Annotated in this window: 24 protein-coding genes; 15 read left to right on the forward strand and 9 right to left on the reverse strand. The window is 74.3% G+C overall.

All coding sequences use genetic code 11. The features are described 5' to 3' along the window. The first annotated feature begins 295 nt into the window (after positions 1-295). From ACZ7MY_RS41685 to ACZ7MY_RS41705, 5 genes are all read left to right on the forward strand, one after another. Positions 296-1,783 (forward strand): AlkA N-terminal domain-containing protein, encoded by a 1,488-nt coding sequence (locus ACZ7MY_RS41685; RefSeq protein WP_499611283.1) that lies wholly within the window; start codon positions 296-298, stop codon positions 1,781-1,783. A 141-nt stretch (positions 1,784-1,924) separates the two neighbouring features. Further along, positions 1,925-2,440, forward strand: coding sequence for a methylated-DNA--[protein]-cysteine S-methyltransferase (locus ACZ7MY_RS41690; protein ID WP_499611284.1), 516 nt, complete (start codon positions 1,925-1,927; stop codon positions 2,438-2,440). Continuing rightward, entirely contained in the window at positions 2,437-3,189 is a 753-nt protein-coding gene (locus tag ACZ7MY_RS41695) for a 2OG-Fe(II) oxygenase (RefSeq protein ID WP_499611287.1), read from the forward strand. Before ACZ7MY_RS41690 ends, ACZ7MY_RS41695 begins: the two co-directional genes overlap by 4 nt. Then, positions 3,186-4,019: an Ada metal-binding domain-containing protein gene (locus tag ACZ7MY_RS41700; protein ID WP_499611289.1), complete on the forward strand. Its 834-nt coding sequence runs from the start codon at positions 3,186-3,188 to the stop codon at positions 4,017-4,019. The genes ACZ7MY_RS41695 and ACZ7MY_RS41700 overlap by 4 nt, the downstream gene beginning before the upstream one ends. Beyond that, positions 3,998-4,705, forward strand: coding sequence for an alpha-ketoglutarate-dependent dioxygenase AlkB family protein (locus ACZ7MY_RS41705; protein ID WP_499611292.1), 708 nt, complete (start codon positions 3,998-4,000; stop codon positions 4,703-4,705). The genes ACZ7MY_RS41700 and ACZ7MY_RS41705 overlap by 22 nt, the downstream gene beginning before the upstream one ends. Here the strand turns inward: ACZ7MY_RS41705 and ACZ7MY_RS41710 are convergent. After that, entirely contained in the window at positions 4,656-5,873 is a 1,218-nt protein-coding gene (locus ACZ7MY_RS41710; protein ID WP_499611294.1) for an MFS transporter, read from the reverse strand. The genes ACZ7MY_RS41705 and ACZ7MY_RS41710 overlap by 50 nt on opposite strands. Before the next feature lie 101 nt (positions 5,874-5,974). On the opposite strand from ACZ7MY_RS41710, the gene ACZ7MY_RS41715 reads away from it, so the two are divergent. From ACZ7MY_RS41715 to ddaH, 3 genes are all read left to right on the forward strand, one after another. Continuing rightward, the gene (locus ACZ7MY_RS41715; protein ID WP_499611297.1) at positions 5,975-6,946 is read left to right on the forward strand and encodes a transcriptional regulator; all 972 of its coding nucleotides are present in this window, start codon (positions 5,975-5,977) and stop codon (positions 6,944-6,946) included. Between the two features lie 59 nt (positions 6,947-7,005). Beyond that, on the forward strand, positions 7,006-7,509 hold the full coding sequence (locus ACZ7MY_RS41720) for an Lrp/AsnC family transcriptional regulator (RefSeq protein WP_499611299.1): 504 nt from the start codon (positions 7,006-7,008) through the stop codon (positions 7,507-7,509). A 67-nt stretch (positions 7,510-7,576) separates the two neighbouring features. Continuing rightward, complete coding sequence (ddaH, locus tag ACZ7MY_RS41725) at positions 7,577-8,470, forward strand: dimethylargininase (protein WP_499611391.1); 894 nt, start codon at positions 7,577-7,579, stop codon at positions 8,468-8,470. Between the two features lie 60 nt (positions 8,471-8,530). Here ddaH and ACZ7MY_RS41730 read toward each other — a convergent pair whose 3' ends face one another. Both ACZ7MY_RS41730 and ACZ7MY_RS41735 read right to left on the reverse strand, forming a co-directional pair. Then, positions 8,531-8,947 carry a PaaI family thioesterase gene (locus ACZ7MY_RS41730; protein WP_499611301.1) on the reverse strand — a complete coding sequence of 139 codons (417 nt, stop codon included), beginning with the start codon at positions 8,945-8,947 and terminating at the stop codon, positions 8,531-8,533. A gap of 37 nt (positions 8,948-8,984) precedes the next feature. Then, a complete protein-coding gene (locus tag ACZ7MY_RS41735; RefSeq protein WP_499611303.1) occupies positions 8,985-10,574 on the reverse strand; it encodes an MFS transporter in 1,590 nt (529 codons plus the stop codon). A 101-nt stretch (positions 10,575-10,675) separates the two neighbouring features. Between ACZ7MY_RS41735 and ACZ7MY_RS41740 the strand changes: the two genes are divergently transcribed. Further along, positions 10,676-11,161 carry a winged helix-turn-helix transcriptional regulator gene (locus ACZ7MY_RS41740; RefSeq protein ID WP_499611304.1) on the forward strand — a complete coding sequence of 162 codons (486 nt, stop codon included), beginning with the start codon at positions 10,676-10,678 and terminating at the stop codon, positions 11,159-11,161. A 155-nt stretch (positions 11,162-11,316) separates the two neighbouring features. Continuing rightward, the gene (locus ACZ7MY_RS41745; RefSeq protein WP_499611306.1) at positions 11,317-11,829 is read left to right on the forward strand and encodes a hypothetical protein; all 513 of its coding nucleotides are present in this window, start codon (positions 11,317-11,319) and stop codon (positions 11,827-11,829) included. A gap of 25 nt (positions 11,830-11,854) precedes the next feature. Here ACZ7MY_RS41745 and ACZ7MY_RS41750 read toward each other — a convergent pair whose 3' ends face one another. Beyond that, a complete protein-coding gene (locus ACZ7MY_RS41750) occupies positions 11,855-12,883 on the reverse strand; it encodes a LacI family DNA-binding transcriptional regulator (RefSeq protein WP_499611309.1) in 1,029 nt (342 codons plus the stop codon). Positions 12,884-13,326: 443 nt separating this feature from the next. Here ACZ7MY_RS41750 and ACZ7MY_RS41755 point away from each other — a divergent pair, with 443 nt between their 5' ends. From ACZ7MY_RS41755 to ACZ7MY_RS41765, 3 genes are all read left to right on the forward strand, one after another. Beyond that, positions 13,327-14,571, forward strand: a complete 1,245-nt coding sequence (locus ACZ7MY_RS41755; protein ID WP_499611312.1) for a glycoside hydrolase 5 family protein — start codon at positions 13,327-13,329, stop codon at positions 14,569-14,571. Positions 14,572-14,754: 183 nt separating this feature from the next. Then, positions 14,755-16,158, forward strand: a complete 1,404-nt coding sequence (gene sthA / locus ACZ7MY_RS41760) for a Si-specific NAD(P)(+) transhydrogenase (protein ID WP_499611315.1) — start codon at positions 14,755-14,757, stop codon at positions 16,156-16,158. Between the two features lie 157 nt (positions 16,159-16,315). Beyond that, a complete protein-coding gene (locus ACZ7MY_RS41765) occupies positions 16,316-17,107 on the forward strand; it encodes a class I SAM-dependent DNA methyltransferase (RefSeq protein WP_499611317.1) in 792 nt (263 codons plus the stop codon). A gap of 84 nt (positions 17,108-17,191) precedes the next feature. Here ACZ7MY_RS41765 and ACZ7MY_RS41770 read toward each other — a convergent pair whose 3' ends face one another. Beyond that, positions 17,192-17,452: an acyl carrier protein gene (locus ACZ7MY_RS41770; RefSeq protein ID WP_499611320.1), complete on the reverse strand. Its 261-nt coding sequence runs from the start codon at positions 17,450-17,452 to the stop codon at positions 17,192-17,194. A 115-nt stretch (positions 17,453-17,567) separates the two neighbouring features. Next, positions 17,568-18,500 (reverse strand): 2-dehydropantoate 2-reductase, encoded by a 933-nt coding sequence (locus ACZ7MY_RS41775; protein WP_499611324.1) that lies wholly within the window; start codon positions 18,498-18,500, stop codon positions 17,568-17,570. Between the two features lie 60 nt (positions 18,501-18,560). Here ACZ7MY_RS41775 and ACZ7MY_RS41780 point away from each other — a divergent pair, with 60 nt between their 5' ends. Continuing rightward, positions 18,561-19,196 (forward strand): CGNR zinc finger domain-containing protein, encoded by a 636-nt coding sequence (locus ACZ7MY_RS41780; RefSeq protein WP_499611327.1) that lies wholly within the window; start codon positions 18,561-18,563, stop codon positions 19,194-19,196. Between the two features lie 7 nt (positions 19,197-19,203). Here the strand turns inward: ACZ7MY_RS41780 and ACZ7MY_RS41785 are convergent, their stop codons facing one another. From ACZ7MY_RS41785 to ACZ7MY_RS41795, 3 genes are all read right to left on the reverse strand, one after another. Further along, positions 19,204-20,103: a LysR family transcriptional regulator gene (locus ACZ7MY_RS41785; protein ID WP_499611329.1), complete on the reverse strand. Its 900-nt coding sequence runs from the start codon at positions 20,101-20,103 to the stop codon at positions 19,204-19,206. A gap of 139 nt (positions 20,104-20,242) precedes the next feature. Continuing rightward, the gene (locus tag ACZ7MY_RS41790) at positions 20,243-21,202 is read right to left on the reverse strand and encodes a 2-hydroxyacid dehydrogenase (RefSeq protein WP_499611332.1); all 960 of its coding nucleotides are present in this window, start codon (positions 21,200-21,202) and stop codon (positions 20,243-20,245) included. A 630-nt stretch (positions 21,203-21,832) separates the two neighbouring features. Then, positions 21,833-22,294, reverse strand: coding sequence for an ATP-binding protein (locus ACZ7MY_RS41795; protein WP_499611335.1), 462 nt, complete (start codon positions 22,292-22,294; stop codon positions 21,833-21,835). A gap of 173 nt (positions 22,295-22,467) precedes the next feature. On the opposite strand from ACZ7MY_RS41795, the gene ACZ7MY_RS41800 reads away from it, so the two are divergent. Further along, on the forward strand, positions 22,468-22,704 hold the full coding sequence (locus ACZ7MY_RS41800) for a DUF397 domain-containing protein (RefSeq protein ID WP_499611337.1): 237 nt from the start codon (positions 22,468-22,470) through the stop codon (positions 22,702-22,704). Positions 22,705-22,775: the final 71 nt, after the last annotated feature.

Below are 22,775 nucleotides of genomic sequence, written 5' to 3' on the forward strand. Positions count from 1 at the left end.
GATCCTCCAGGCCGCCTACGACGGCGCGGCGTACGCCCTGCTCACCGCCCTGGACCAGGTGCTCGCGGTCGACGGCGCCGGCTCGGACGAGCCGCAGCGGCCAGCAGCGATCCGTAGACGGCGCCCGTGTAGTTGGCGCGGCCGGTCGCGGGCGCCTCCGGGGCCGTGGCCTCCTGGGGGGAGGAGCCGGCTGTCACCCCTCAAGGATCGGCGGGGCGGCCGGGGCGCGCACGGCACGCCGTCGCGGATCCGGGGAAACGCGACGTCCGAAACCCGCCGGCGGCCCGCCCCCGCGATGCCGCACAGTGGAGGGGTGACGAGCGAGACGACCGGCGAGGACAGCAGGTACGAGGCGGTGTGCAGCCGCGACGCCCGCTTCGACGGCGAGTTCTTCTTCGCGGTGACGACGACAGGGATCTACTGCCGCCCCAGCTGCCCGGCGGTGACGCCCAAACGGCGCAACGTCCGGTTCTTCCGCACCGCCGCGGCCGCCCAGGGGTCGGGCTTCCGGGCCTGCCGCAGGTGCCGCCCCGACGCGGTGCCGGGCTCCGCGGCGTGGAACGCGCGGGCCGACGTGGTGGGACGCGCGATGCGGCTGATCGGGGACGGCGTCGTCGACCGGGAAGGCGTCGCTGGGCTGGCCGCACGACTCGGCTACAGCGCGCGGCAGGTGCAGCGGCAGCTCAACGCCGAAGTGGGGGCCGGCCCGATCGCCCTGGCGCGGGCGCAACGTGCGCACACCGCGCGGATCCTGCTGCAGACCACCGACATGCAGGCCGCGGAGATCGCCTTCGCGGCCGGTTTCGCGAGCGTACGGCAGTTCAACGACACGGTCCGCGAGGTGTACGCGCTCACGCCGACCGCGCTGCGGCAGGCGCGCCCCGCCCGCCACGCCCACGCCTCCGCGGACGCCGCGGCCGGGGTTCCGCTGCGGCTGGCGTACCGGGGGCCGTACGACACCGGGCGGGTCTTCGACTACCTGGCGGCGCGGGCGATCGCCGGCGTCGAGGAGATCACCGGCCCTCCGGGCGGGAGGGTCTACCGGCGCACCCTCCGGCTGCCGCACGGACCGGCGCTCGCCGAGGTCGAGGAGGCGGCGCCCGCCCGGGGCGGCGACTGGCTCGAATGCCGGCTGCACCTGGCCGCGCTGCGCGACCTGACCACCGGAACGGAACGCGTGCGGCGCCTGTTCGACCTCGACGCCGATCCGTACGCGGTCGCCGAACGGCTCTCCGCACACCCGTCGATGGGGGCCCTGGCCCGGAACCGCCCGGGTCTGCGCGCCCCCGGGGCCGCCGACCCGCACGAACTCGCGGTGCGCGCGGTGCTGGGGCAGCAGGTCTCCGTGGCGGCGGGGCGGCGGCTCGGCGCGGCGCTGGTCGCCGCCCACGGCGAACCGCTGACGACTCCGAGCGGCGGCCTGACCCATCTGTTCCCCGGCGCCGACGCGCTCGCCGGGGCGTCCCTGGAGGCGGTCGGCATGCCGCGGGCCCGGCGGGAGACGCTGCGGGGTCTGGCCCGCGCGCTCGTCGACGGCGACGTCGTCCTCGACCCGGGTACGGACCGCGACGGCGCCGAGAAGGACCTGCTCGCGCTGCGCGGCATCGGGCCGTGGACGGCCGGCTACATCCGGATGCGCGCCCTGGGCGATCCCGACGTGCTGCTGGAGGGCGACGTCGCGGTGCGCGCGGGGGCCGCGCGTGCCGGTGTCCCGCTGGAGGACGCCGAGGGCTGGCGGCCGTGGCGCAGCTACGCGATGCACCTGCTGTGGAGCGCCGGTTGACCGGGGCGGGCGGGATCCGGCAGGACGGGGCCGGTGGGAAGGGGCCGGTGGGAATGCGACGTCCGAATCCCGCCGGACATCGGTGACGAACCGCCACAGAATCGTAGATGTCACTGAAGGTGTGAGGAAAGGGAAGGACCGATGACGGTCTACACGACGCTCGACAGCCCGCTGGGCGAACTGCTGCTGGTCGGCGAGGAGTCACCGACCGCGAAGGGCGGCACCGCGCTCTCCTCGCTGTCGGTGCCGGACCAGAAGGGCGGCCTCGTCGCCGCGGACCTCGCGGACGGAGCGCGCGCCGACGACGCCGCGTTCACCGAGATCACCCGCCAGCTGCGGGCGTACTTCGCCGGTGAACTGACGGACTTCGAGATCGAGTTCACCGCCGCGGGCTCCGCCTTCCAGCAGCAGGTGTGGAAGACCCTGGAGACCGTCGGCTACGGCACGACGCTCACCTACGCGGACGTCGCCGAGGCGATGGGCATCCCGCGGACCTCGTCGCGCGCGGTCGGCACCGCGATCGGCCGCAACCCGCTGCTGGTCGTCCGTCCCTGCCACCGCGTGGTCGGCGCCAAGGGCGCGATCACCGGCTACGCGGGCGGGGTGGAACGCAAACGGCTGCTGCTGGACCTCGAGGCCGGGCGCGGGACGGCATGAGGACGACGGCCGTGACCACCGCCGCGACGCATCCTGCGCCACCCTTCCACGAGCGGGTCGACGCCGAGGACTGGGCCGCGCTGACCGCCGGACTCGACGCCCACGGCAGCGCCCTGACCGCCCGCCCCGTCCTCTCCCCCGCCGAGTGCCGGGCGGTCGCCGCGCTCTACGACGAGCCCGGGCGGTTCCGCTCGACCGTCGACATGGCACGCCACCGCTTCGGCTCGGGACAGTACCGCTACTTCGCGTACCCCGTCCCCGAGCCCGTGCGGGCCCTGCGGGCGGCGTTCTACCCGCGGCTGCTGCCGGTCGCCCGCGACTGGGCCGCCCGGCTGCGGCAGCCCGCGCCCTGGCCGGACACCTTCGACGAGTGGCTGGCCGCGTGCCACGCAGCGGGGCAGACCCGCCCGACACCGATCCTGCTGCGCTACGGCGCGGGCGACTGGAACGCCCTCCACCGCGACCTGTACGGCGACCTCGTCTTCCCGCTCCAGGTCGTGATCGGGCTCGACGTCCCCGGCGAGCACTACACCGGCGGCGAGTTCCTGATGACGGAGCAGCGGCCGCGGGCGCAGACCCGGGGCTCGTCCACCACCCTGCCCCAGGGCCACGCGCTGGTCTTCACCACCCGCGACCGGCCCGTGCGCTCGGCCCGGGGCTGGTCCGCCGGCCCGATGCGGCACGGGGTGAGCACCGTGCGCGAGGGCCGCCGCCACACCCTGGGCCTGGTCTTCCACGACGCGGCGTGACGCGGTACGTGCTGACCGGCCCGGACGGACTGCCGTTCCGCAGCGCGGTCCCGGGGACGCTGGGCGGGCACCGGCGCGGCCGGCTGTACGGCCGCCTGGACTGCCCGGCCGCCCTGCGGGCCCTCGCACGCGGCGGTTACGTGCGGGAGCGGGTGTTCTTCGCGGACGAGGCGACGGCGCTCGCCGCGGGCTACCGGCCCTGCGCCCGCTGCCTGCCGGAGCGGTACCGACAATGGAAGGCGACACCGACGGAGCGGAACGCCATGACCCACCCCGACGCACCCACCGAGGCAGCGCCCTCGCCGCTGCTACCGCCCGACGACCTGGCCGTGCTCGACGGCGTGCCGGGGCCGCGCCCGCACACCGGGGCCGAACTCACCGCCCTGCTCGGCCTGCTCGGTGACGCCCGCCCCCGCGTGCGGGTCGTGGCCGTCGGCCACAGCCGGGACGCCGTCTCGTGTGCCGCCGCCGGCGCGTTCGCGGCGGAGTGGCGCGCGTCGGGCGGCACCGTCGCGGCCGTCGTGGACTGGCCGGAACGGGCCGCGTCCTGGCTGCGGGCCGCTCGGCGGCTCACCGCGCCCGCCCCGGACGCCTGGGTGGTGGCGGCCGCACCGGCCGGGTGGGCGCAACTGGCCCGCCGGCTGCGCCACAGCACGCCGTGGGACCCGGCGCGTACGTACGGCTTCGCCTCCCTCGCCGACGCGCGCGTGGTGGCCGCGGCGGGGGCGGGGACGCTCCAGGGCCTGCGCGGCGCGACCGCCGACGGCGGGACGTGGCGCGTGGACCGGGGCTGGGTGACGGCCACGCCATGGACGGATGGTGCCCGGTGAGCGCGCTCATCCCCCGTCCCCGCCTGCGGGTGGCGCCGGGCGCGGTGCACGTGCCGGGCTGGCTCACCCTGGACGAGCAGCGGGAACTGGTCGTCGCGTGCCGTGCCTGGGCGATGGGCCCGGTGCCGATCCGGCACACCCGGCTGCCCCGCGGCGGGGTGATGTCCATCCGTACGGTCTGCGTCGGATGGCACTGGCAGCCGTACCGGTACACCCGGACCGCGGACGACGTGAACGGCGCCCGGGTGGCCCCGTTCCCCGACTGGATGGTGGCGCTGGGCCGCCGGGCCCTGGTCGCGGCGTACGAGGACCCGGCGGCGGGCGACGGCTACACCCCGGACACCGCGCTGATCAACTTCTACGACGGCGACGCCAAGCTCGGCATGCACCAGGACAAGGACGAACGCAGCGACGCCCCCGTCGTGTCGCTCACCATCGGCGACTCCTGCGTCTTCCGCTTCGGCAACACCGAGAACCGCAACCGCCCGTACACGGACCTGGAACTGGCCTCGGGCGACCTGTTCGTCTTCGGCGGCCCGTCCCGCTTCGCCTACCACGCGGTGCCGAAGGTGCACCCGGGCACGGGCGACCCGGACACCGGTCTCGCCTCCGGCCGGCTGAACATCACGATGCGGGTCACGGGACTGGACGACGGGACGCCCCGGGGGCCGGCGCGGCGTCCTTGACGGCGTCCGCGGTGCCCGGGCGCAGGCCGGGGGCGAGCACCAGGGTGACGGCGACGGAGACGGCGGCCATGACCGTCATCGCGGTCGCCGGGGAGATGTGCTGGGCGACGGCCCCGGCCAGGGCGGCGCCCAGTCCCTGGCAGGCGAGCATGCCCGAGGAGTGCAGCCCGAGGGCGTGGCCGCTGAGTTCGTCCGGGGTGAGGGCCATCAGCCGCTCCTGCAGCAGCAGGCTCGCCGCGTAGCCGACGGAGGCCAGGGCGACGACGGCCGCCGCGAGCGGCAGCGCCGGGTGCAGGGCGAAGACGAGGTAGGGGGCGGCGAGCAGCAGCCGCAGCGCCGCCCCCGCGCGCTCCCGCCACCACGGCGGGACGAACCGGCCGGCCAGGGTGTCGCCGGCGAGCATGCCGCACGCGGCCGCCGCCAGGAGCAGTCCGGCGTGGTCGGGCGCGTACGGCACGAACAGCGATTCGCAGCCGACGACCAGGCCGTTGGGCACCCAGAGCGCGAGGTACACGTAGCGGCGCGGCCGGGCGGACCAGAGCAGGGCGTTGGTCCGCCAGGTCTCGGCCGCGGAGGGGCGGCCGCCCGCCCGCGGGGGCCTGGCGCGCAGTCCGGTCAGGGCGGCCGCCGCCGCCGCGAGGTAGAGGGCCGCGCCGGCGAGCAGGATCCCGCGCGGGGACAGGGCGGCCAGCAGCAGGCCGCCGGCGGCGAAGCCGCAGACCTGCATGGTGCCGGTCGCCATGTTCAGCACGGAACGGCCCAGCAGGAAGCCGCCCTTGGGGAGGATCTCGTGGAGCAGTCCGTAGCGCACGCCGCCGCCCAGGGACGCCACCAGGCCCTCGGCGGGCAGGATGACGAAGACGGCCCACATCGGCAGCCAGGGGACGGCCAGTACGGCGGTGCCGAGGGCGAAGAGCAGGGCGACCGCGGTGAGCGCGGCGCGCGGCGGCAGCCGGTCGGCCGCCGACAGCAGGGTCGTCGCACCCACCACCTGGGCGAGGGACGGGCCGAACATGGCGACGGCGGACAGCAGCGGCGATCCCGTGGCGTCGTAGACCAGGGTGCTCAGGGCCAGTCCGCTCACCGTCTGCGCGGCGACCTGTCCGGTGGAGACCAGGAAGAGCGGGGTGAACTCCCGTGTGCGGAAGAGCTCTTGGTAGGTGCGCATGGCCCGAGTCTCGGGGCCGCCGGATCGGGCGGTTAATGTTTCGCACAGGCGCGAAACCCGAGGCGCGAAACCCGAGGCGCGAGACCTGAGGAGGGCGGGGCATGGGCTGGTGGCTGGTCGACGCGGAGACGCTGGTGGGCAGCCGGTTCGTCGTCTCCCCGCTGGCCGAGGCGATCGCGGCCCTGAAGCTGCTCGACCGGGGCACGGCCGCGCACCCCGGGGAACGCGGCTGGCTCGACGCGCACCTGCCCGCGTACCGGGAGCGGCTGGCCGCCGACCCGGTGACCGGGCTGCTGGTGCGCGCCGCCCTGGGGCGCACCTGGAACGCGGACTTCCTCACGCCCACGCCCACCGGGGAGGGGGGTGCGGGCTTCGAGGAGGAGCTGGAGCGGATCCGGCGGACCCCGCCGGACGCCGCCCGGGAGCATCTGACCGTGTCGCTCGGCGGACCGCTCCCCGATCTGCTGCGCCGCGCGGACCTGCCGGAGCGCGCGGCGGACGTCGTCGCCTGGGTGTGGACGCACACGGTGCTGCCGGAGTGGCCGCGGCGCAGGCGGGTCATCGAGGCCGACATCGTGGCGCGCACCGCCCAGTTGGGCCGCGGCGGCTGGGCGGAGGCGCTGGACGACCTGCGGCGGGGGATGCGCTGGCTCGGCGAGGGCCGCTTGCAGATCAACACGCGGGACTACCCGCCGCGCGACCTGTCCGGCGCCCGCCTGATGTTCGTGCCCGTCACCCCGCGGACGGGCTGGGTGTCCTGGGACGACGCGGTGCGGTACGCGGTGGTGTACCCGTGCTCGGGGGCACTGGCGGAGGCTGGCCGGCAGCCGGTCCCCGAGGCACTGGGCGCGCTGCTCGGCCCGGCGCGTGCGGCGGTCCTCGTGCTGCTGGCGACACCGCTGAGCACCACGCAGCTGGTCGCCCTGACGGGCCAGGGGCTGGGCTCGGTGGGGCGTCATCTGAAGGTGCTGCTGGACGCCCGTCTGGTGCGGCGGCGGCGAGCGGGCCGTTCCGTGCTCTACTACCGGACGGAGACCGGCGACGCCCTGGTCGCGGCCCAGCGGGACGGCTGAGTGGCTCGGCGGGACGGCTGAACGGCCGGGCGGGACGCCTGAGGGAAGGAGCACCGGGCATGGTCCACAGACCCGTGCCGTTCGACGAGCTCGACCGCAAGATCGTCGCGGCCCTGATCGCGAACGCCAGGACGAGCTTCGCCGAGATCGGCGCGGACATCGGCCTGTCGGCCACCGCCGTCAAGCGGCGCGTCGACCGGCTGCGCGAGTCCGGCGTCATCACCGGCTTCACCGCCACGGTCCGGCCCGCCGCGCTGGGCTGGCGCACGGAGGCGTACGTGGAGGTGTACTGCGAGGGCGCGGCGCCGCCCCGGCGGCTGGCCGAGGTCGTCAGGAACCACCCGGAGATCACGGCGGCGATGACGGTGACGGGCGGCGCGGACGCGCTGCTGCACGTCCGCGCCACCGACGTCGGGCACTTCGAGGAGGTCCTGGAGCGGATCAGGACCGAGCCCTTCATCCGGAAGACGATCAGCTACATGGTGCTGTCGCACCTGCTGCCGGAGAGCCCGGAGGCGGGGGCGGGGCGGTCCGCCGCGGAGGGCGCAGCGGAGCTGCGCTGAAGGGCCGCTCGACGCAGCATCGCTGCGCCTGCGCGCAGCGCCCGGATCTTGTCGTGCGCGGCCGGCGATTCCTACCGTTGAGCCGTTCCCCCCGGCCGTCCCGCAGGAAGCGGAGGAGTTCGCCGTGCCCGAGAACCGTGTGGCCCGCCCCCGGCGTTATCTGGTCTGCCCGCCGGAGCACTTCGACGTGCGGTACGCGATCAACCCCTGGATGCGGGAGGGCGTGCGGGTCGACACCGCGCTGGCCCGGGAGCAGTGGGCCGCGCTGGTGCGGGCCTACCGGGAGCACGGTCACACGGTGGAGTCCGTCGAGCCCGTCCCGGGGCTGCCCGACATGGTGTTCGCCGCCAACTCCGCGCTCGTGGTCGAGGGGCGGGTGTTCGGCTCGTCCTTCCACGCGCCCGAACGCCGCCCGGAGGCCGACGAGTACGCGGCCTGGTTCAAGGCGGCCGGTTACCAGGTGCACCGCCCGGTGTCGGTCTGCGAGGGGGAGGGCGACCTGGTGCCGGTCGGCGGGGTCGTGCTCGCCGGTACGGGCTTCCGCACCGTCCGGGCGGCACACGTCGAGGTGCAGGAGTTCTTCGGCGTGCCGACGATCGGCCTGCAGTTGGTGGACCCCCGCTTCTACCACCTGGACACCGCGCTGTTCGTCCTCGACGACGGTGCCGGCGACGGCCCGGCGAACATCGCGTACCACCCGGGGGCGTTCTCCCCCGGGAGCCGTGAGGTGCTGCGCCGGATGTTCCCGGACGCGGTCGTCGCCACCGCGGACGACGCGCTGGCGTTCGGCCTCAACTCGGTGTCGGACGGGCGGCACGTGTTCGTGGCGCCCGCCGCGACGGGGCTGGTCGAGCAGCTCGCCGGGCGGGGCTACGTGCCCGTCCCCGTCGACCTCACGGAGTTCCACAAGGCCGGCGGGGGCATCAAGTGCTGTACGCAGGAGCTCCGCCCGGCGGTGTGAGCCGCGGGACCGCCGCCCGCGGCTCCGTGCGCGGTCCCCGCCCGCGGCCCCCGGCCGGGGTCACGCGGGCAGGGACCGGTTGAACAGGCGTACCTGGCCGCGGGCGATCGGGCGGCCCGCGGCGTCGGTGATCACCACCAGCCACAGCTGCAGGCTCCGGCCCTGCTGCAGGGGGGTGCCGCGGACGTCGAGGCGGCCCCTGACGTACGGGAGCAGGAAGTCCGTCTGGTTGCCGACGCAGACGGCGAACCGTTCCTCGGACCGCACCGCGTAGGAGGCGCCGACGCTGGCCACGCTCTCGATGACGGTGGAGTAGAGGCCGCCGTGGGTGATCCCCCACGGGGTGTGGTGCTCCTCCGTGGCCTCCAGGTGGGCGGTGACCTCCTGGGCGCTGATCGTGTCGAACCGCAGCCCGACGGCGCGCAGGAAGGCTCCGGCGGCTTCTGGATCGAGGTCGGGGTCCTTCCTCTCCGTCATCGTGCTTCCTTCCTGTCGTCCGGTGCCGTGGGCGGGGTCAGTGGGCCTGGGGAGCCGGTCGGCTGCCGACGAGGACGAGGGCCGCGACGGCGGCGGCCGCCAGGCCCACTCCGGGGATGAGCACGGCCAGGTGCAGGGCCCCGGTGAAGGCGTCGCCGACGGCGGCGGTGACGGTGTCGCGGAGCGCGGCCGGCAGCGCGGAACCCTGCGCGCCGGTGCCGACGGCCTCGGTCACCTGGCCGGCGACGCCGGAGGGGACACCGCGGTCGGCGAGTTCGCCGGGCAGACGGGACGCGAGGCCGCTGGTCAGTACGGTGCCCGTGACGGTCGCGCCGAGCGTTCCGCCGACCTGCCGGAAGAGGTTGACGGTGCCGCTGGCCATGCCGCCGTCGGTGTGCGGAACGCTGATGACGGCCACGGCCGTGCTCGGCGGCAGGACCAAACCTGCGCCGGCACCGAACAGCGCCATCAGCAGCACGATCACCTCCGTCGACGAGGTGGGCGTCTGGGCCGTCATCAGCAGGGTACCCGCAGCGGCGAGCAGGGCGCCGATGCCCAGGGTCGTCTTGAAGCCGATGCGACGTGCGATCCCCGCGGCCACGTAGCTGACCAGCACGTAGGAGCCCATCAGCGGCAGGAGCAGCAGGCCCGCGTCGAGGATCGACTCGTGCCGGATCCGCTCGAAGTACAGCACCTGGGCGAAGGCGGTGGCCACGAAGGCGTACTGGGCGATCATCGCGACGACGTTGGCCGTGGCGAAGGAGCGGCCGCGGAAGAGCCGCAGCTTGAGCATGGGCGTACGGGTCCGCGCCTCGTGGACGACGAAGGCGACGAGCGAGGCGGCGGCGACCGCGAAGGCGGTGATCGCGCGGCCGGTACCGAAGCCGGTGTGGCCGCCCTCGACGAGGCCGTAGTTCAGCGCGCCGATGGCGAGGACCGCGAGGACGAGGCCGGGCGGGTCGAGGTGACGTCCGGGCTGCCTGCTCTCGGTGACGAAGCGGGGGGTCAGCACCAGGACCAGCACCGCCAGCACGACGTTGACCAGGAACACCGCGTGCCAGGACCAGCGCTCGAGGATCAGGCCCGCGGCCACCGGGCCGAAGGCCAGGCCTATGCCCGAGACGGCGACCCAGATGCCGACGGCCCGGGTCCGGGCGTGCGGCTCGGCGAACATGTGGGTCACCAGGGACAGGCTGTTCGGCAGGATGGCGGCGCCGCCGAGGCCCATCAGGGCCTGGCCCACGATGACGCCGGTGGCGCCCGAGGCCAGCGAGGTGACGAGGCTGCCGCCGCCGAGCAGCAGCACACCGAGGGCGAAGACGCGCCGCCGGCCGAGGCGGTCGCCGACGGTCCCGGCGGACAGCACGAAGCTGGCGACCATCATCGAGTAGATCCCGGCGATCCAGACCAGCTGGGCGCCGGACACCCGCAGGTCCTGCTGGAGGGGGGCGAGGACGGCGGTGGTCTGGGTGATGTTCACGAACATCGCCATCTGGCCGAGGCTCGCGACGACGAAGCCGATCCAGCGCCTCCTCCCCTCTTCCGGATCCGGCGTCCTCGGGGTGCTCGTGGCGTCGGTCGCTCCCACGCTCACGGCCTGGTGCGTGGCGGCGCTCGGGCTCGTCATCAGCTGTTCCCTTTCCCGCTGAGTTCGACTTTCGAACCTAGCTCTGGGTGTGACGCTACCACGCCTGAGTTCTCTTGAAGAACTCAGGTAGGATCCGGACCATGGAATACCTCGACCAGGACCCCTCGAACTGCTCCGTCGGCCGGGCCGTGGGGCTCGTCGGCCAGTCCTGGGTGCTGCTGATCCTCCGCGACGTCACCCGCGGGATCAGGCGCTTCAGCGACCTGCAGGACCACCTCGGCGTCTCCCGTTCGGTGCTCGCGGACCGGCTCGGGGGGCTGGTCGGCCAGGGGCTCCTCGAACTGCGCACGTATCAGGAACCCGGCGCGCGGCGCCGGTCGGAGTACGTGCTCACGGACAAGGGCCGCGACCTCTACCCGCTGCTCACGTCGCTGCGGCAGTGGGGCGACAAGTACCTCGCCGACCCCGAGGGCCCCGCGCTGCTGGCCACCCACCACGACTGCGGCGCACCCGTACGGGCCCGCCTGGTCTGCGACGAGGGCCATGTGATCCAGGCCCCGGAAGAGGTCGACCGCACCCCGGGCCCGAGCGCCCGGCCCCGCCCCACCGCGCACGCGACGGCCTGAGCGCACCCGCGCCGCACGGGGCACACCGGCCCGTGGCGGCCCGGCCGCCATGGCGCGGACCGGGGCGAGCCGCGAAAACCACGGCGCTCGAGCGGCCGCTTCGGGCGTGTGGGGACCAGGTCCGCTGTCAGACCGTGGCCCTACCGTGAGGCGGGATGATCGCTGACGATCGGAGACAGGCGATGGGCGCCACCGGCTGGGACTACGTCACTTCGTACCGAGGGAGCATCGAGGCCACGCTCGAAGCCCTGCACGAGCAGGTCTTCCAGGAGCTCTACGGCGACGACGAGCAGTACGGCGATCGAGCGGCGCTCTACGCCGACGAGTCCGTCGAGGAGTCGGGCACCCACTCGATACTGGACGTCCGCCGCATCATCGACACACCCGCGGGTCCCGGCAGGAACGACTGGGACTACTGCACACTGCGTCCGCTGCGTCCCGAAAGGCTGGTGCACCACTTCGGGACGGCGGAGCCGACCCCACAGCAGTTCGAGGACGCCATGGAGCGCGCCAAGGCCCCCTCCTCCCCCAGGCCGCGCAGGTCGCGCGGAGCCGAGGACGTGACCCTGCTCGACGAGCAGGAGCTGCGCTGGACCGGGCACTACGTGCTCCTCCACTCGCACGGAGAACCCACGCACGTCGGCTTCTTCGGGATATCCGGAGACTGACCTCTCGACGTGCCCGGCCGGGGGCTCAGCCGCGCGGCGGCGCCGTGCTGCCGCGGACGACGAGTCGCGGGGTCGGCTGGGCCACGTCGCGGGCCGGGCGCCCGCCGAGCAGGCGGACCAGTTCCTCCGCCGCGCGCCGGCCGAAGGCCGTCGCGTCGCGGTCCAGGGCGGTCAGGCGCGGGTGCGTGGCCCGGCAGAGCACCGAGTCCTCCCAGGCGACGACCGACAGGTCGCGCGGTACGGACAGGCCCAGGCCGAGGGCCACGCCGACGCCGGCGACCGCCATCACGTCGTTGTCGTAGATGATCGCCGTGGGCGGTTCGGGCCCGCCGAGCGCGAGGCGGGTGGCCTCGGCGCCCTGGCCCTCGGAGTAGTCGGTGGTGACCGAGCGGACACCGGGCAGCCCCAGCCGCGCGGCCCCCGCCCGCAGGGACGCGATGCGGCGCGTGGTGTGCGCCAGCCCGGCCAGGCCCGCGACGTGCACCACACGGCGGTGGCCCAGCCCCGCGAGGTGCTCGACGATCGCGCCCATGGCGGCCGCGTCGTCCACCCGGACGCTGGAGATCACCGGGTACGGAACGGGCACCTGCGGCTCGCGGTCCACGTCCCGGCCGCCGACCACCACCGCGGGCAGGCCCAGGGAGTCCAGCAGTACGGTCCGGGGGTCGCCGATCCGCGGGTCCACCACGATGACCCCGTCGACCCGCTGCTCGGCCCACCAGCTGCGGTAGACCGCGCACTCCTCCTCGGCACCCGCCACCACCCGGAAGAGCAGGCCGAGGTGGCGTTCGGACAGCACTTCCTGGATGCCCGAGACGAGTTGGAGGAGGAACGACTCGATGCCCAGTGAGCTGGCCGGACGGGCGAGCACCAGGCCCACGGTCGCGGCGCCCTCGCCCGACAGGGCCCGCGCGGCGGTGCTGGCCCGCCAGCCGAGCTGGTCGGCGACCCGCCGCACGCGCCGGCGGGTGGTCTCGGACACGCCCGGGCGGTCGTTGAGGGCGAAGGAGACGGCGCTCTCGGAGACGCCGGCCCGCCGGGCGATGTCCTTCATCGTGGGGCGCCGGGCGGGGGCCCGCCGCCCGGTCCGGGCAGCGGGCGGCGGCTCCACCGGTGGCTCGTGCGCCGCGATCGTGGGCCCCCTCGGATCGTCCGCTGACGTGGTGCGCGCCGGGCCCCGGGCGGGCGCGGCACGCAGACCAGTATCCCCCGGCCGGGAGGGCGGAGCGCTAAAGCGCTTGAGCGGAAGGCTCCTAAAGCGCATTAGTGCCGTTGGCCGAATTCCGTTCACACGCCGTTGACCTGCGGCTTCTCTACCCCAAGGGGCGGATGTCCGGGGCGAGTTGACTTTCCCGGGGCGCGATGTCACCTTGTCGTGGGCGCCGGCGGCGACTCCCCCAGCCGCGCCGATCACGGGACGGACACCCCCGACCGCCCCGCGACCACCGGTTCCGCCGCCGCGCGCCCGCCCCAGCTCGTACGAACACGGGAACCGCCATGACACCGCGCTTCGGCGTCAACTACACGCCCAGCCAGGGCTGGTTCCACCACTGGCTCGACTTCGACCTCGACGCCGTCCGCGCCGACCTCGACGGCATCGCCCGCCTCGGCCTGGACCACGTACGGGTCTTCCCCCTGTGGCCGCTCTTCCAGCCCAACCGCACCCTGATCCGGCCGCGCGCCGTGGAGCAGCTGGTCGCGCTGGTGGACGCCGCGGCCGAACACGGCCTGGACGTCAACGTGGACGGCCTCCAGGGCCACCTGTCGAGCTTCGACTTCCTGCCCTCCTGGACGGCCACCTGGCACCGCAGGAACATCTTCACCGACCCGGACGTCGTCGCCGCCGAGGCGGAGTACCTGCGGACCCTCGCCGCCGCGCTCGCCGACCGGCCCAACTTCCTGGGCATGACCGTCGGCAACGAGATCAACCAGTTCTCCGGCCCGCCGCACCCGGACCCGGACCCCATCGGTCCCGCCGAGGCGGAAGCCTGGCTGCGCCTGATGCTCGACGCGTGCGAACGCGGCGCCCCCGGCAGGCTCCACCTGCACGCCGAGTACGACGCCGCCTGGTACCAGGACGACCACGCCTTCACGCCCGCGCAGGCCGCCCGGCTCGGCTTCGCGACGGCGGTCCACTCCTGGGTCTTCAACGGCACCGCGCAGCGCCACGGCCACGCGGGCGTCGCCACCGAGCACCACGCGGCGTACATGATCGAGTTGTCCAAGGCCTGGGCCACCGACCCGCACCGGCCGGTCTGGCTGCAGGAGGTCGGCGCCCCCGCGCCGGTGGTGCCCCCCGAGCACGCGGCGGCGTTCGCCACCGCCACGATCGCGGGCGCCCTGGACTGCGCCGACGTGTGGGGGGTGACCTGGTGGTGCTCGCACGACGTCGCCCGCTCGCTCGCCGACTTCCCCGAACTCGAGTACACCCTCGGCCTGCTCACCAACGACCGCGAGGTCAAGCCGGCCGGAACCGCCGTGGCCCGCGCCGTGGCGGAGCTGCGCGAGCGCGGCTACGCGCCGCCGCCCCGGACCACCGCGCTCGTGGTGGACGTGGGCGACAGCGTCACGGTCCCCCGGCGGGCCGGCTGCGCCCCCGGCGGCGAGGTGTTCGAGGCGTGGGCGGAGCTGACCGCCCAGGGCGCACGGCCCGCCCTGGTGCTCGCCGACCGGGCCGCGGACGCGGCGCACCTGGCCGCCCGCGGCATCACCGAGGTCGTCACGCCCGCCCAGGTCCGCTGAACGTCCGGACCGCCGGGCGCCCGGACCGCCGGGCGCCCGAACGGCCGGACCCCCGTATGCCCCGTCCCCCGGCGGGCCCCCGGGCACGGGTCCCGTACCCGTGCCGGGGGGCTCGGGGACGCTCCCCGGGCTCATCGCCGACAGCCCTTTCCCGGGGACGCGGTGGCCTGACAGACTCGTCCGGTGACCGAATTCGACCTGCTCGTCATCGGATCCGGCCCGGGTGGCCAGAAGGCCGCCATCGCCGCGGCCAAGCTGGGCCGCCGGGTCGCCGTCGTCGACCGCCCCGACATGGTCGGCGGGGTCTCCATCCACACCGGCACCATCCCGTCCAAGACGCTCCGCGAGGCCGTGCTCTACCTGACCGGGCTCACCCAGCGGGACCTGTACGGCCAGAGCTACCGCCTCAAGGAGGACATCACCATCGCGGACCTCACCGCGCGCACCCAGCACGTGGTGAGCCGCGAGGTGGACGTGATCCGCAGCCAGCTCTCCCGCAACCGCGTCACCATGCTCACCGGGACCGGCCGCTTCACCGACGACCACACGGTCGCCGTGGAGGACCCGTCCGGCCGTGAGGTGCTGGTGACCGCCGAGAACATCGTCATCGCCACCGGGACCCGCCCGGCCCGACCGTCGACCGTGGAGTTCGACGACCGCACGGTGATGGACTCCGACAGCGTGCTCAACCTGGACCGGGTGCCGCGCTCCATGGTCATCGTCGGCGCCGGCGTCATCGGCATCGAGTACGCCTCGATGTTCGCCGCGCTGGGCAGCAAGGTGACGGTGGTCGAACAGCGCGAGGGGATGCTGGACTTCTGCGACGTCGAGGTCGTCGAGGCGCTCAAGTACCACCTGCGGGACCTCGCCGTCACCTTCCGCTTCGGCGAGACCGTGGCGGCCGTGGAACGGCATCCGACGGGCACCCTCACCGTCCTGCAGAGCGGGAAGAAGATCCCCGCGGACGCCGTCATGTACTCGGCCGGACGGCAGGGCCTCACGGACGCCCTCGACCTCGGCAAGGCGGGCCTCGCCGCCGACAAGCGGGGCCGGATATCCGTCGACGAGCACTACCGCACCTCCGTGCCGCACATCTACGCCGTGGGCGACGTCATCGGCTTCCCGGCGCTGGCGGCCACCTCCATGGAGCAGGGCAGGCTCGCGGCCTACCACGCCTGCGGCGAACCGGTGAACGCGATGAACGGCCTGCAGCCGATCGGCATCTACACGATCCCGGAGATCAGCTTCGTCGGCCGTACGGAGGACCAGCTCACCGACGACAACGTGCCCTTCGAGGTGGGTGTCTCGCGCTACCGCGAGCTGGCCCGCGGCCAGATCATCGGCGACTCGCACGGCATGCTGAAGCTGCTGGTGTCGACCGAGGACCGCACCCTGCTGGGCGTCCACTGCTTCGGCTCCGGCGCCACGGAGCTGCTGCACATCGGCCAGGCGGTGATGGGCTGCGGCGGCACGGTCGACTACCTGGTCGACGCGGTGTTCAACTACCCGACCCTCGCCGAGTCGTACAAGGTGGCCGCCCTCGACGCCACCAACAAGCTCCGCCAGATCAACCGCCTCACCGGCTGACCCGGGTCCGTCGTGTGCGGGGCGCCCCCGGCCGGGGGCGCCCCGCACACGTATCCGCACCACCCGTTCGGCGGGGGAACGACGGGGCGCCGCGTGGCAGCCTCCCGGGAGGGGACGGAAGCGGACCGCCCCCCGACCCTCCGAGGGAGCACGCGCCATGGCCACCAGGAAGAACCTCCGGGCCGACCGGACGAGCCTCACCCACAAGGTCGGCTACGCCCTGCGGCACCCCACGCGGGTCGCCGCCCACGTGCGCCGGGCCGCGCGGGACCGCCGGCTGGCCCACCGGCACCGCGACCACGTGGCGTACTACCGGGCCGTCATGGCGAGCGACACCGCGCGCGACCCGGAGGCGGCCGTCGGCAGCGGCAGCCACGAGCGCTGGCTGGCGCTGGGCGCGCTGCAGTTCGACTACCTGCGCGAGCACGGCCTGTCGCCGCGGCACCGGCTGCTGGACATCGGGTGCGGCAACCTGCGCGCGGGCCGGCTCCTCATCGACTACCTCGACGCCGGCCACTACTACGGCATCGACATCTCCCCCGACATCCTGATCGCCGCCAAACGCACCGTGGCGGAGCGGTGCCTGCAGTCCAAGCTGCCGTACCTCACCCTCACCCACGACCTGACGTTCGACTTCCTCCCGGACCGCCACTTCGACGTGGTCCACGCGCACAGCGTCTTCTCCCACTCGCCGCTGGAGGTCATCGACGAGTGCCTGGCCAACGTGGCGCGCATCCTGGCCCCCGGCGGATGGTTCGACTTCACGTTCGACCGGACCGAGGGGAAGGAACACCACGTGCTGCGCGAGGACTTCTACTACCGCACCGAGACGCTGGTGGAACTGGCCGCCCGGCACCGACTGACGGCCCGCTTCATGGACGACTGGGAACTGCGCGGCCACGGGCAGTCGAAGATCCGCGTCCACGCGGGATCCGCCCCGCCCGCGTGACGGCCCGGCGCCCCGGCCGTGCCGGACGGGGCACGCGGCCGCCGTCCGTCACGCGGCCTCCGTCCGTCACGCGGCCTCCGTCCGTCACGGGGCCTCCGCGGCCTCCTGCTCGGCGCGCTTGCCGGCCACGTGCTCGACCAGGTCCCCCACCGTGCCCATCCGCTCGACCTCGTCGGCCAGCAGCATCACCCCGACCTCGCGCTCGACGGCGTCGGCGGCCCGCTGCTTGGCCCGGTCGCCCAGGCGCAGGTGGGCGAAGCTCGTGTCCGGCCCGATCTCCTCCGGTGCCACCTCCGCGCATCCGGCGACCACCCTGCGCACGATCCCGGCGACGTCCTCGGCCATGTCCCTCTCCCCTCCGGTGCGGTGACTGCCCGATACGTCTACCCCGCCGGACGGCGCAGGACCGCACCGGCGCGCCGGGCCGCGCGGCCCCGCCCCCACCCGTACCCGGTGACCGTCACGGCCGGCGCGGCCAGCCCTGCGCGTAGGGCGCGAGGACGTCGGCCAGCGTGCGGTTGCGGGGCGTGGGGACGCCCAGTTCGCGCCCGAGGTCGGCGACGTCTCCGCTGAGCCAGGGCAGTTCCAGGCGGTTGCCCTGCTCCAGGTCGTTGTGCATGGAGGAGGTCATCGTGGCGGGCAGGGTGTCGCAGAACGCCATCTGCCCCTCGACGAAGGACTCGTCGAGGTGGACGCCCGCGGCCCGGCCGACGGCGACGGCCTCCGCCATCACGTCGCGCAGCAGCCCACGCGTCGCGGGATCCGCGCGGACGACGCCGATCGGCTGGCGCACGGCCGAGGTGGTGCCCGACAGGGCCGTGAGGAACACGAACTTCTCCCACACCACCCGCGCGATGTCGGCACTGGCCTCCGCCTCGACGCCGGCCTTCTCGCACGCCTCGCGGAACTCCTCGGCGCGGGCAATGCCCTCTTGGTCGTAGGGCCCGAAGACCAGCTTCTGCATCGTGCCGCGGTGGGAGACCACGCCGGGCTCCTCGATGACGGCGGAGATGTAGCAGACCCCGCCCCACACGGCCTCGTGCGGCAGGTGCCGGCGCAGGACGGTGTCCTTGCGGACGCCGTTCTGCAGGGAGATCACCCGTGCGCCCGCCTCGGCGAGCCCCCGCAGCCCGGCGGCGACGTCCTCGGTGTCCCACAGTTTGACCGCGACCAGCACGACGTCGACAGGGCCGACGTCGCGGATGTCGGGCACGAACCGGTCGGCCGGCGCCCGGAACTCCCCCAGCGGGCTGTGGACGACCAGGCCGCCGTTGGCGCGGATCGCCTCCAGGTGCCGGCCGCGGGCCACGAAGGTGACCTCCTCGCCCGCCTCCGCGAGCCGCGTGCCGAAGTAGCCCCCGACCCCGCCCGCTCCCACGACCGCGATGCGCATCGCGTGCTCCCTTCCCGGTCCGACCGCCTTGATAACCGTCTACAGGGTTACCATCGTCACATGAGCGAGCCCGCAGCGGCCACCCCCCGCCCCCGCGTCACGGCCAGGGTCCGTGAACTGCGCTTCGACGCGGGCTCGTTGTCGCTCGACCTCGTCGCCACGGTGGGCCGCCGCCCGAGCACCCCCGTGGAACGGCTCGGCGATCACGAGCGGCTCCGCGCCTGGTGCCGCGGCGTCGGCCTGCGCCTGCGCGGCGGTGAGGACGCGACGGCCCTGCTCGGAGCCCTCCACGAGCTGCGCTCCGCGGCCACCGATGTCGTCACCACGGCCGTGGAGGGCCGCGCGCCGCGGCAGGGATCCGTCGGTCTGCTCAACGACCTGGCGCGCGTCGACCCACCGGCGCCGCGCCTGCGCCTCGGTCCCGACGGGCGCCCGGACGGCGGCACGGAACCGCTGTCGTCCGCCCAGTTGCTCTCCGTCGTCGCCCGCGACCTGATCACGCTGGTGACCGACCCGCGCCTGCGGGACCGGCTGCGCACCTGCGCGGCCGGGATCTGCGGCATGGTCTACCTCGACCCCGGCAACGGCAGGCCCCGCAAGTGGTGCTCCATGGAGCGCTGCGGCAACAACGCGAAGGCCGCCCGGCACCGGCAGCGCGCCTCCGCGCCGGCCGTCCCGTCCGCCTCCCCCAGGTAGCGGGCCGTTACGGCGACGCCGGCTGCTCGAACGCGGCGATGAAGTGGCCGAGGTCGCGCCGGCGGCAACTCGACGGCCACACCGCCCACGTCCTGCGGACCAGGGGATCCCCGATCAGCGGCCACCACGTCACGGTCTCGGGGATCGGCTGCGCCCAGTTCGGCGGCGCCAGCGCGAAGGCCCGTCCCGTCACCACGGCCGCCAGCTTGACCTCCGCGATCAGCGGATCGCCCGCGCCCGTCTCGGGACCGACGTCCAGCCCGTGGCTGCGCAGTACCGCCGTCAGCTCGTCCCACCAGGCGGGGCTGCCGACCCGGGGGAAGCCGACCCACTCCAGTCCCGCCAAGGACTCCAGGCGCACGCCGCGCGGTTCCGCGAGCTCGGCCGCCTGCTCTGCCGCCAGCAGCACCCCCAGGTTCTCCCTGACCACCAGCATCGCGTCGAACTCCGGCCCGGCCGGGCGCTCACGCATCAGGCCGACGTCGAGCTCGTCCGCGTGCAGCGCCTCCAGCTGAGCCGCCGTGGACAGGTGCCGGGCCTGCACCCGGGTGTCCGGGTAGGCCCGGGACAACTCGGTGAGCACGGGGGTCAGCAGGTCGGGCGGCAGCTCCAGGGGGACGCCCAGACGCAGGGTGCCCTCGCCATGCGCCGTCATCGCCGCCATCGCCCGTACGGCCTGGTCGTGGCGGGCGAGCACGGCCCGCGCCTCGGAGAGCAGCACCGCCCCGGCCTCCGTCGTCCGCACGCCGGAGCTGGACCGCACCAGGAGCTTGACGCCGAGCTGCCGCTCCAGGGCGGTGACGGTCTGTGACAGCGCCGACTGGCTCACGTGCAGGCGCCGTGCGGCGGCGGACATCCCGCCCTCCTCCGCGACGGCGACGAAGACCCGCAACTCCCGCAGTTCCATCCGGTCATCTCACCCAACGCGGCGCGGCGGGGCGCCCCGACAGGCCGTACGGGTTCCTTATGGCCGAACGCGCCGCCCCCTGGGGGTGACGCGCCGGGCCGGCGGGCCCCCGGGAGGCGTCCCGGGGGCCCGCCGCGGCTCAGCGCGCGGCCGCCAGTTGCGGCAGGACGTTCACCAGGGGCTCGCCCTGCGCGTAGCGGTGCAGCTGCTGCGTGATGAACGCGAGGGACGCGGGGGTGAAGGCGTCGGTGAAGGCCCCGACATGCGGGGTGATCAGGATGCCGGGCAGGTACCACAGCGGGTGGCCGCTGGGGAGCGGCTCGGGCGCGGTGACGTCCAGGGCGGCACGCAGCCGTCCCCGTCCGGCCTCCCGTACCAGCGCCTGCGTGTCGACCAGTTCCCCCCTGGCCACGTTGACCAGGACGGACCGGTCCTTCATCAGCGCGAGGCGGGGAGCGTCCATCAGGTCGCGGGTCTCGTCCGTCAGGGGCGCGCACAGCACGACGGCGTCGGCGGAGGGGAGCAGCCCGGGCAGCTCGGCGAACCCGTGCACGTGACCGTCCGCGGTGTCGCGCGCGGTGCGGGCCAGCCGGACCACCCGGCAGCCGAACGGGGCGAGCCTGGCCGCCACGGCCCTGCCGACCGCGCCCTGGCCGACGACCAGGACCTCCTTGCCGGAGAGCGTGGGGAAGACGCGGGGCCGCCACTCGCCCTGGGCGTGCCGGCGGGTGAAGTCGTCGAGGCCGCGCTCGGAGGCGAGCAGCAGCGTCACCGCCAGCTCGGCCGTGGCCTCGCCGTGCACGCCGTTCGCGGTGGCGACGCGGGTGCCGGGGGGCAGCAGCCCGAAGAAGGGGGCGAGGTAGTCGTGCCCGGAGCTGAGGAGCTGCAGGACCTCCAGCCGCTCGGTGGCGCGCAGCAGCCGGTCCAGGATCTCGTGCTGCTTGGCGGGGACGGGCGGGACGACGGCGAACGTCACGTCCCGGGGATCGGAGGGGAAGGCCGAAAGGCCGTCCCAGAAATGGTACGAGGGGCCGTCGGGCAGCGGTCCGGGGAATTCACCGGACCGGTACGGGAGCCAGACCGCGTGGCTTTCTTGCATGATTCGCAGTGCTTTTCTGTGGAACTCGGAGAACGGGCGTGCCACGCCGCGCCCCGGGAGCGCCACCCTGCCGAGCAGGGGCTTTTCCAACGCGGACGGATCAGGTCCGTGGGCCCGGAGCGTCTGACATCGTTGTCACACGTGAACCACAAAAACGCTAGCACACGCCCCGGCAACACAATCGGGCGGAGGGCGGCGGGAAATGGCGGTGCGTCAACGGGAGGTGAATTCCTCTCCCGGGAAAGGCAAAGCCTGGGTCACGGCACGGCAGCCGGAATCGAGGTCGCGGCACCGCTCGGCCGGTCCCCGCCGACCGCGGGAACCGGCCGCACGAGGGCCTCCCCCACGCCCCCGCCCCCGCCGCGAGGACGCCGCGCTGTCGGACGCGTCACACACGATCCCGGTCGTCCCGCCCGAGGGCCCCATCCCGCACCGGTGCGGGGCCGCAAGGGGTGCCGGGCCTCATCGGGGAGTTGCCGCAGGGGCGCGAGCGCGCCGGGCCCCGCGGCGCGCGGGGCGAGCGGCCGTCCGGCCGCGGCGAGGCATCCCCCCGGTGCCCCGCCGCGGCGTCTCCGGCCCCCGTTCCCCCGTCCCGCGGCGTCCGTACTGCGCGACGCCGCCGGGCGGAAGTCACATGGGCGCGGAGATCAGCGCCCAGACGGACTTGCCCGCCTCGTCGGGCGGTGTCCACCCCCAGGACTCGCTGAGCGAGTCGATGATGTGCAGTCCCCGCCCCGTCTCGGCGAACCAGTCCGGCTCCTTCACCACCGGGATGCCCGACCCCGGGTCGGCGACCGTGCAGAGCACGGACTCGTCGCGGCGGAGCAGCCCCAGCCAGACCGGCCGGCTGGACAGCGGTTCGTGCGCCGCGTCATCGAGGCCGTAACGGACGGCGTTGGTCAGCATCTCCGACACGACGATCGAGGCGGTGTCGACGATCGCGAGCATCCCCCAGTTGCTCAGGGTGGCACGCGTGAACTGCCGTGCGGAACCTGCGGCATGGAGGTCGCCGCTCAGGCCGCACGCGGCAAAGCGCGACCCTGAGTCCTCGGTCAGACCCAAGTCGAGGGGGATCACCGGATGCGTGGTCATCGGGAACTCCGCAGAGCTGTCGGGCGGGGGGCGCGGTGCTGTCTGCGTCCACCACTATCCCCGTCGGATCCCTACCCGTGCAAGCACATCTGCAATTACAGTCGTAAGTGCAAGGGTAAGTACATCTGCACGTGCATCTGCACGTGCAGATGGCCCGTCAAGGAGGCGTAGCCATGCGGGAGTTCGACAACGGCGTACCGGCCACCGACATCGAGGGCGCGGTCTGGAGGAAGAGCGGCCGGAGCAACCCCAGCGGCAACTGCGTCGAGCTGGCGGCGCTGCCCGGCGGGGGCTTCGCGATGCGCAACTCCCGCCACCCGGGCGGACCTGCGCTCATCTACACGCGGGCGGAGATCGAGGCCTTCCTCGGGGGCGTCAAGGACGGGGACTTCGACGACATGACGGACTGACAAAACGTCGGCATGCCATGGGATGCGGCTGTATTCGGGCGCCACTCGGTGAGACACTGGCGGTTCGCCCA

The sequence above is a fragment of the Streptomyces sp. NPDC111520 genome, from assembly GCF_055635295.1.

Excerpts from the sequence above, each read along its gene's own strand:
- ACZ7MY_RS41715 (WP_499611297.1), top strand. The coding sequence starts at position 5,975 with ATGGGCTGGTGGCTGGTCGACGCGGAGACGCTGGTGGGCAGCCGGTTC.
- ACZ7MY_RS41790 (WP_499611332.1), bottom strand. The coding sequence starts at position 21,202 with ATGCAAGAAAGCCACGCGGTCTGGCTCCCGTACCGGTCCGGTGAATTC.
- ACZ7MY_RS41735 (WP_499611303.1), bottom strand. The coding sequence starts at position 10,574 with ATGACGAGCCCGAGCGCCGCCACGCACCAGGCCGTGAGCGTGGGAGCG.
- ACZ7MY_RS41765 (WP_499611317.1), top strand. The coding sequence starts at position 16,316 with ATGGCCACCAGGAAGAACCTCCGGGCCGACCGGACGAGCCTCACCCAC.
- ACZ7MY_RS41800 (WP_499611337.1), top strand. The coding sequence starts at position 22,468 with ATGCGGGAGTTCGACAACGGCGTACCGGCCACCGACATCGAGGGCGCG.
- ACZ7MY_RS41685 (WP_499611283.1), top strand. The coding sequence starts at position 296 with ATGCCGCACAGTGGAGGGGTGACGAGCGAGACGACCGGCGAGGACAGC.
- ACZ7MY_RS41720 (WP_499611299.1), top strand. The coding sequence starts at position 7,006 with ATGGTCCACAGACCCGTGCCGTTCGACGAGCTCGACCGCAAGATCGTC.
- ACZ7MY_RS41795 (WP_499611335.1), bottom strand. The coding sequence starts at position 22,294 with ATGACCACGCATCCGGTGATCCCCCTCGACTTGGGTCTGACCGAGGAC.
- ACZ7MY_RS41780 (WP_499611327.1), top strand. The coding sequence starts at position 18,561 with ATGAGCGAGCCCGCAGCGGCCACCCCCCGCCCCCGCGTCACGGCCAGG.
- ACZ7MY_RS41745 (WP_499611306.1), top strand. The coding sequence starts at position 11,317 with ATGATCGCTGACGATCGGAGACAGGCGATGGGCGCCACCGGCTGGGAC.
- ACZ7MY_RS41750 (WP_499611309.1), bottom strand. The coding sequence starts at position 12,883 with ATGAAGGACATCGCCCGGCGGGCCGGCGTCTCCGAGAGCGCCGTCTCC.
- ACZ7MY_RS41775 (WP_499611324.1), bottom strand. The coding sequence starts at position 18,500 with ATGCGCATCGCGGTCGTGGGAGCGGGCGGGGTCGGGGGCTACTTCGGC.
- ACZ7MY_RS41695 (WP_499611287.1), top strand. The coding sequence starts at position 2,437 with ATGAGGACGACGGCCGTGACCACCGCCGCGACGCATCCTGCGCCACCC.
- ACZ7MY_RS41755 (WP_499611312.1), top strand. The coding sequence starts at position 13,327 with ATGACACCGCGCTTCGGCGTCAACTACACGCCCAGCCAGGGCTGGTTC.
- ACZ7MY_RS41770 (WP_499611320.1), bottom strand. The coding sequence starts at position 17,452 with ATGGCCGAGGACGTCGCCGGGATCGTGCGCAGGGTGGTCGCCGGATGC.
- ACZ7MY_RS41690 (WP_499611284.1), top strand. The coding sequence starts at position 1,925 with ATGACGGTCTACACGACGCTCGACAGCCCGCTGGGCGAACTGCTGCTG.
- ACZ7MY_RS41785 (WP_499611329.1), bottom strand. The coding sequence starts at position 20,103 with ATGGAACTGCGGGAGTTGCGGGTCTTCGTCGCCGTCGCGGAGGAGGGC.
- ACZ7MY_RS41730 (WP_499611301.1), bottom strand. The coding sequence starts at position 8,947 with ATGACGGAGAGGAAGGACCCCGACCTCGATCCAGAAGCCGCCGGAGCC.
- ACZ7MY_RS41705 (WP_499611292.1), top strand. The coding sequence starts at position 3,998 with ATGGACGGATGGTGCCCGGTGAGCGCGCTCATCCCCCGTCCCCGCCTG.
- ACZ7MY_RS41710 (WP_499611294.1), bottom strand. The coding sequence starts at position 5,873 with ATGCGCACCTACCAAGAGCTCTTCCGCACACGGGAGTTCACCCCGCTC.
- ACZ7MY_RS41740 (WP_499611304.1), top strand. The coding sequence starts at position 10,676 with ATGGAATACCTCGACCAGGACCCCTCGAACTGCTCCGTCGGCCGGGCC.